The organism is Tabrizicola sp. (genome assembly GCF_051645465.1).
Classification (GTDB): Bacteria; Pseudomonadota; Alphaproteobacteria; order Rhodobacterales; family Rhodobacteraceae; genus Tabrizicola.
The window spans coordinates 1-5,910 of sequence record NZ_JBOFBI010000265.1; the positions used below are offsets into that span (position 1 = coordinate 1).

5 protein-coding genes and 1 pseudogene are annotated in these 5,910 nt (G+C 64.8%); 4 read left to right on the top strand and 2 right to left on the bottom strand.

Annotation, left to right across the window (positions count from 1 at the left end):
* Positions 1 to 122 precede the first annotated feature (122 nt).
* The 3 genes from ACRCSW_RS17125 to ACRCSW_RS17135 are packed head-to-tail and all read left to right on the top strand — an operon-like array spanning position 123 to position 3,665.
* Positions 123 to 1,784, top strand: a complete 1,662-nt coding sequence (locus ACRCSW_RS17125) for a Mu transposase C-terminal domain-containing protein (RefSeq protein ID WP_438706862.1) — start codon at positions 123 to 125, stop codon at positions 1,782 to 1,784.
* Between the two features lies 1 nt (position 1,785).
* Entirely contained in the window at positions 1,786 to 2,667 is an 882-nt protein-coding gene (locus ACRCSW_RS17130) for a TniB family NTP-binding protein (RefSeq protein WP_438706863.1), read from the top strand.
* A complete protein-coding gene (locus ACRCSW_RS17135; RefSeq protein ID WP_275897813.1) occupies positions 2,664 to 3,665 on the top strand; it encodes a TniQ family protein in 1,002 nt (333 codons plus the stop codon). The genes ACRCSW_RS17130 and ACRCSW_RS17135 overlap by 4 nt, the downstream gene beginning before the upstream one ends.
* 26 nt (positions 3,666 to 3,691) lie before the next feature.
* On the opposite strand, the gene scpB is transcribed toward ACRCSW_RS17135, so the two are convergent.
* Positions 3,692 to 4,300: an SMC-Scp complex subunit ScpB gene (gene scpB, locus ACRCSW_RS17140; protein WP_035714022.1), complete on the bottom strand. Its 609-nt coding sequence runs from the start codon at positions 4,298 to 4,300 to the stop codon at positions 3,692 to 3,694.
* Between the two features lie 2 nt (positions 4,301 to 4,302).
* Positions 4,303 to 5,190, bottom strand: a complete 888-nt coding sequence (locus ACRCSW_RS17145; protein WP_035714019.1) for a DUF1403 family protein — start codon at positions 5,188 to 5,190, stop codon at positions 4,303 to 4,305.
* A gap of 126 nt (positions 5,191 to 5,316) precedes the next feature.
* Between ACRCSW_RS17145 and ACRCSW_RS17150 the strand changes: the two are divergent.
* Positions 5,317 to 5,910, top strand: a pseudogene (locus tag ACRCSW_RS17150) (integrase); the annotation flags it as partial.

Consider the following 5,910-nt stretch of genomic DNA (forward strand, 5'->3'; position numbering starts at 1 on the left):
CACGATTTCACTGCGTGGTTTTCACATGATTTCCGCAAGGTACCTCCGGAAGTGGCGCGGGTTTCTGCTTTGCGATTTCAATTTCATTATGGACTTCAATAGGTTTTGAAGGGCACGGCGGCATGACAGCGCTCAGCAAAGATCGGCCTTTGGAGCGGGCAGCTTACCGCGCTTCAGACGAGGCTTGGTCGAAGGCGGTTCGGATCGCTCGCGAACTTGACCGGGTTCTCGATGGCGACTTGCCGATGCGGGAGGCTGTCAGCCGGGCAGCGGTGGAACTGCGCCTTTCGACGCGTCAGGTCTACAATCACCTCGCCCGGTATCGGGAGGACCGCCGTGTCTCGTCGCTTCTTCCTCGGACGAATGGCGCGCGGCGTGCGAGGATATCGGCCAGCGTGGAAGCCATCATTTCCGACACTTTGCGAAAGATGTGGCTGCAGCCAGAGCAACCCGATCTCGTGCCCATCGTCGACGAAATCCGTGCGCGCTGTGACAGCGAAGGGTACAAGCCCCCGTCCTATGTCACTGTGGCCAAGCGGATCCCGCGCGTGTTCACCCCAGAGGAGATCGCGCGGCGGCGGCTTTCCGGTGGCAAGCATCTTCACCGCCTGAAGCCGCGTCCGGGATACATCCGTGCCGCCCACGCCCTTGAGGTCGTCCAGATCGATCATACCCCGGCCGACATCCAGTTCGCCGAGGTGATCGACGATCATGGCATCTTCGTTGGCAGACCTTATCTGACCATCGCCGCCGATGTGGCGACGAGTGCCATCATCGGCTTCTGTCTGACCCTCGAGCGTCCGTCCCGGCTCTCGGTCGCCTTGTGCCTTGCCCACGCGATATGCAGCAAGGATAACTGGCTGGCCGAACGCGGGATCGCGCACCCGTGGGTGATGCATGGCCGCCCTAAGCAGATCGTCGTGGACTCCGCCAAGGAATTTCAGAGCAGTACCTTTACGAAAGGATGCGCCGACTTCGGGATCACCGTCCGAACCCGGAACAAGGGCACAGTTCACCGAGGTGGGGTTGTCGAGCGCCTCCTTGGAAAAGTGAACACGGTGCTTCGCTCTCTTCCTGGCAAGACCGGACGGTCGATCGCGGATCGCGGCGACTATTCGTCCGATGAGAAGGCAAGTCTGACCTTCGCGGCCCTCGAGCGTTGCATCGCCCTGGCAATCATCGATCACAACCAGACCCAGAACGCGCGCAAGCTGACTGTGCCTCGCCTCGAATGGGAGCTGCGACTTCCACCGACGGACCGGCCGATCGATGATCCTGACCAAGTCCTGCTCAACTTTCTCCCCCGCACAACACGCCGCATCTCTCCCCAGGGCGTCAGCCTGTTCGCCATCGACTACTTCGAGCAATGGCTTGGGCCTCTCGTCGCCCGCCGTGACCGGTTGCCACCTCTGGATCTATGCTACGACCCCCGGGACATCAGCCGGATCTACATCGCCGATCCCGACACGCGAATCTGGCGTCCGGTAAAGCGGCGGGATGGGGTGACCATGCCAATCACCCTTTGGCAGCATGAAGCCGACCGAGCGCGCACGCGAGAGAGCCAACAACGACCGGCGCAGGAAAAGACGCTTCTGCGCCGGGAAATCGCGGCGACCGTCGCCGGGGCCAAATCCAAGAAGGCTCACCTGCGGGAAATGACCAGGGCCCGACACGCCGCAGACGCGCCGAAGGCGTATCAAAATGTCGGGCAGGTTTCGGAGGCGACCCATACCGGACCAGAACCTGACCGACCCCGCCGCGTCTTTCCTGTGGAGACCTGGTAGCATGGCCGACCATCTCCTACCATCAACCTCAGCGTTGCTCGATGCGGATGCTGCCACCCGCATTGCTCATATTCGGGCGCCACGCTGGATAGGCCATCCCGGTGCCTCTGCGGCACATGATGCGATGCGGCAGCTGTTGGAACGCCCGCCATCACTCCGTCCACGCGGCTTGTTGATTGCTGGTCCCTATCACAACGGCAAGACCATGATCGCCGAACGCTTCGCCGTCGAACATCTGCGCCGTGCCGACCGGCAAAGGGTCTGGGTGATCCAGACCCGGGAGGGGGCAGGCCTGTCGCATTTCTACGCCAGCATTCTGTCCGGACTGCGCGCCCCGCAAGCTGCCGGCTGGCGTAGCCTGTCCCGCGCCAGTGAACAGGTCGATCATCTTCTCGACAGCCTCAAGCCGCGCCTGCTCATCTTCGACGAGTTCCACAGTGCGCTGCGCGGACGCCGACAGGATGTGAAGGCAATCTTCTCGTTCCTGCGGCGGATCGCACGCGTGCATGACATCTCGCCCGTGCTTGTCGGCGAAGTCGCCGTCTACGATGCCCTACACGACACCGAAGAAATGGGCTCGCGGTTCGATACGGTCGCAGTGTCACGGTGGGGATTCGACGAAGACTTCGCCACGCTTCTCGACAGTCTCGAGGCCAGCATGCCGCTTGCGCATGCCTCAAACCTCTCACGACCTCCCCTGGCCAAAATGATCCATGATCTGTCGGAAGGGCTGATTGGCGAGGTGGTCGACATCGTCACCCGGACGGCGGTGGCAGCTGTTGAGAGCGGTGAGGAAAGGATCACGTCCAGCACCGTCATGGCCCTCGGCTATGTACCGCTGTCACGGCGACGGAACTCGCCCTTGCGCCATTCAATGACATGACCAGCAGTGCGCAGAGGATCACCGTCTCCCCGGCCCGCCGCTATAGAGTGGCCGCGGGGCATCGCTGGCCGGTGGACGTCCGGCCAGCTCCTGGGGAGCTTTTGTCAAGCTGGCTGCATCGGCTTGCACATGCCAATGGTGTGCCGCCGCGCTATTTTGGAGCGGTGCTCGGGGTGGCCGGCGAGACATGGTCGGCGCAACTTGACCGGCATCTGCCGGATTCTGTTCGTCGCTTGCTGCTCGACCATACGGCGATCTGCCCCGACGAGATCGACGGTCTTTGTCTGGCCAACAGTCCACTCTCGACCCTGCGCTTGCGGCTGCGGACCCGGCCGCAAGATGCAGGGACATCGACGGCGCAGTCCTGTTGGTTGCAGTTCTGTCCCTCCTGCCTGGGGGAAGACGAGGTGCCCTATTTCCGGCGGAGCTGGACCTTGGCAACCCGCGTGTCCTGCTTTCGCCATGGCTGCCGCTTGCGCGACCGTTGCCCGTCTTGTGGGCAGAGCCTTGCGCCATTTCGTCAGGCTCGCCTCGTGCCACAACAGTACTGCGCCTTCTGCGACGCCCCTCTCGCAAAACCGACTGGCCCGGCAAGCACGGGCGCCCGGCGCCTCGAGCGGCTGATCGACGATCTGCTGCGCCTTGATTCCGCTGAGCGCGCGCAGGACGACCGGAAGTCTCTTGCCGTGCAGCTTATGAAACACCCAGTGCCCGTCAGAACGGCGACATCAACGGTCCCATTCTTGTCGCATCGGGTTCGCTACAATTTCTTCCAGCGGTTGTCAGAGCGGCAGATCGAGGTAAGAGACCCCACAGAACGCGGCCCGCTGACCTTCTGGCTCGGGCTGGCCCGCGCCTCCGAAAACCACAAGGGGTTGGTCGGGACGCTCAGAGATCGGCTTGGCGAAACTGCCGGGCCGGGGCCGGCCTCCTCCTCCAGAGAGCCTGATCTGGCCGCCTTGCTGCGGGCAGCAATCCGGCTTCACCAAAGTCGCTGATTTCCTGCTGAAGCCTGGCCGGTCGCCTAACCTTCCATGGCCCCCGATGGGCCTGCCAGGCCTGCATCGTCCAATTGCTCGGGGTCTGGCAGGTCGCGCAAGGACTCCATCCCGAAGGCAGCCAAGAACGCCTCGGTGGTGACGAAGGTATGAGGCGCGCCACGGCGGGGTTCGCGAGGGCCGGTGCCGATCAGGTCCCGCTCGGCAAGTCGGCCGATCAGGTCACGGCTGATCTCTTTTCCGAAGATGTCCTTCAACCCGTCGCGGCTGATCGGCTGGTGATACGCAATCGCCGCCAGCACGGCCAGATCGTATTCCGACAGGTTCAGCGCTTGGCCGTCCACATCCGCCGCGGCGCGGATCGCTGGGGCATAGGCCGCGCGCGTGCGCAGCATCCACGCCTTTCCCACCTGTGCCACCTCATAGGGTCGGCCTTCCAGATCCACTGCCAGATCCTCGATCAACAGATCGACTGAGGCCCCCTGCCCCACGACCCGCGCCAGATCCTCGCGCGCCACCGGGGTCGTGCTTGCGAACAGCACCGCCTCGATCCGACGCATCCATTCCCGCCAGCGCAGCTCAGGGGGAAGAACGGCCAATTCGCGGTCAAGTTCTGTGTCCTCGCGCCGCCCCATGCTCAGACCCCGTAAAGTCGGAACGTGTCCCGCCCTGTCAGTTCGCGCACGGCGCCGAGCGCCACCAGTCGGTCGCAGAGCCGTCGCGCGGCCCGATCCGACATGAAGGCCAATGCCCCCGGCACCAGCGCATCGCGCGACAGGAACAGATCGACCGCCCGGCCCGCCGCCTTGGCGCGCAGCTTCGGGGCCACTGCCCGAAGGCGGGCCGCCGCACGGGCCAGATCGCCGGCCAGCGGCAGCGCCTGCCGAACGGCAGAGACAACGGCGCGGTGACAGGCCAGCCGCAGATCATCGCCCCGCAAGCGTATATCGCGGGGCTTGAGCGTCAGCGCCAGAAGCGGCAGCACATGCGTTGCCCCCAACGCTTTTGCCAACGCGGCATCGGACAGGATCAGGGCGGCGGCCTCGGCTCGCGGACTATCGGTCAGCACCGCCTCGACGACCTGCGCCGCGCGGTCCACTGGGGTCGGTCCGGTGGCATCAAGGCAAAGCGCGATCCGCTCTGCCGTTACTCCGTCCAGCGTATTGACCAGATGCGCGACCGAAACCGGCCGCGCCGCCGCGCGTGACCACTGCCGTGCGATCCGCCCCGCCGGGCCGGGGTCGTCGCCCGGTCCCGTCAGGTGCAGGGCATCGCGCAAGGCGCCCTGCCCTTCCCTTCGCCCCGCCATCGCAGCGCAGTTCTCGGCCGCCGTCAGGGCCAGACGATCGCGCCACAGCGCCAGAGGCACATCCCCCGACGCCATTGCCTGACCCAGATGCGCCAGCGCGGCCCCGGACCGGAAGGCCGCAGCCTCCGGCGGCTCGGACGGCGCAGAGACGATCCAGCCCGGCAGCGGGGGCAGCATCGGCAAGGTTTCCAAAGGCTCGGCGCGCGGTTTTCCCATGTCGGCAGCTTATATTGTGACGGCGCTTTCTGCCAGAGAAATGCACCTATAGCGCCGCAGCTTTGTCAGCGCCACTATGTCCAATAAGTTTGCATTATCGGACGTAAAGAAGATATGCCTACCGACATGACCGAAACATCCAAGAAATCGACTTCAGAGCCGCTGGGGCGTCCTGATCGCCATGAGCAGGACGACAGCACTGATATGGAGCGCGACACGATCGCCCTGCCCTCCCATGTCGCTGGCTCGGGCACGCTCGACCGCCTGGTCGAAACCGCGCGAGACTATGCGCGTCAGGCGGCGTCGGAGAACACGCTGAAGGCCTATGCCAAGGACTGGGCCCACTTCGCCCGCTGGTGCCGGATGCGCGGCGCGGACCCTCTCCCCTCGTCGCCCCAGCTGATCGGGCTCTACATCGCCGATCTGGCAGCGCCGGGCGGCAAGGCCCCGTCGCAGTCGGCGTCCCGACCCCTCTCGGTCTCCTCAATAGAACGGCGGCTGTCCGGCCTGACCTGGGGCTATGCGCAGCGCGGAGAACGGCTGGACCGCAAGGACCGCCACATTGCCAGCGTTCTGGCGGGTATCCGGCGCAGGCATTCCCGGCCCCCCGTGCAGAAGGAAGCGATCCTGCCCGAAGATCTGCGCGACATGCTGGCCACCCGGCCCCACGATCTGCGCGGCCTGCGTGACCGCGCCATCCTGCTGATCGGCTTCGCTGGG

Coding starts and splice junctions, on each gene's coding strand:
- scpB (WP_035714022.1), bottom strand. CDS start 4,300: ATGGGGCGGCGCGAGGACACAGAACTTGACCGCGAATTGGCCGTTCTT.
- ACRCSW_RS17145 (WP_035714019.1), bottom strand. CDS start 5,190: ATGGGAAAACCGCGCGCCGAGCCTTTGGAAACCTTGCCGATGCTGCCC.
- ACRCSW_RS17130 (WP_438706863.1), top strand. CDS start 1,786: ATGGCCGACCATCTCCTACCATCAACCTCAGCGTTGCTCGATGCGGAT.
- ACRCSW_RS17135 (WP_275897813.1), top strand. CDS start 2,664: ATGACCAGCAGTGCGCAGAGGATCACCGTCTCCCCGGCCCGCCGCTAT.
- ACRCSW_RS17125 (WP_438706862.1), top strand. CDS start 123: ATGACAGCGCTCAGCAAAGATCGGCCTTTGGAGCGGGCAGCTTACCGC.